General features: G+C 77.3%; 2 protein-coding genes. Both read left to right on the top strand.

Features of this window, described 5'->3' with window-relative positions:
• Window positions 1–586 (top strand): multinuclear nonheme iron-dependent oxidase (locus tag DKL51_RS23630; protein WP_124812498.1); only part of this gene is annotated, 586 nt, incomplete at its 5' end.
• On the top strand, window positions 583–772 hold a 190-nt coding region (locus tag DKL51_RS23625), incomplete at its 3' end, for an SCO6045 C-terminal-like domain-containing protein (protein WP_498070936.1). The genes DKL51_RS23630 and DKL51_RS23625, both read left to right, overlap by 4 nt.

Raw genomic sequence — 772 nt, 5'->3', positions numbered from 1 at the left:
GGCTCAGGTGGCGGTGGCGGTCGACGCGCCGCTGGTGAGCGAGCACATCGCCTTCGTACGTGCCGGGGGGCTGGAGGCCGGTCACCTGCTGCCACTGCCGCGCACCCGGGAGGCGGTCGCCGCGGTGGTGGCGAACGTCCGGCGGGCGCAGGCGGAGCTGCCGGTGCCGATCGCGCTGGAACCCATCGCGGCGCTCTTCGACTGGCCGGACGACGAGCTGGACGAGGCCGCCTTCCTGACCGAGATCCTGGACGCCACCGGGGCGCTGCTGCTGCTGGACGTCGCGAACGTGCACGCCAACGCCCGCAACGGAGGCGCCGACCCGCTCGCGCTGCTCGACCGGCTGCCGCTGGAGCGGGTGGCCTACCTGCACGTCGCGGGCGGGGCCGAGCAGGGCGGCTTCTACCACGACACGCACACCGACCCGGTGCCCACCGAGGTACTCGACCTGGTGGCCGAGCTGTGCGCGCGGCACCGGCCACCGGCGCTGCTGCTGGAGCGCGACGGCCACTACCCGCCGGCCGCCGAGCTGCGCGGCGAGCTGGACGCGCTCGCCGCGGCCTCCGGTTTCCCGGTGGTCACGTGAGCACCGGTCGGCTCGGCGACCGGGGTGCTCCTGGTGGCGGCCGCGATGCCACCCGGCCGGGACCGGGCACCCCCGCTGGTGGGGACCTCGCCTCGCGCCAGGCGGCGCTGGTCGGGGCGCTGGTCGCCGGCGGTCCGCTGCCGCCCGGCTTCGACCCGGTGCCGGTGACGGCCGCCCGCCGGGCGC

The sequence above is a fragment of the Micromonospora globispora genome (genome assembly GCF_003857015.1).
GTDB lineage: Bacteria > Actinomycetota > Actinomycetes > Mycobacteriales > Micromonosporaceae > Micromonospora > Micromonospora globispora.
The sequence above is the reverse complement of the archived record's forward strand: the minus strand, read 5'-3'. Positions and strand labels throughout refer to the sequence as shown.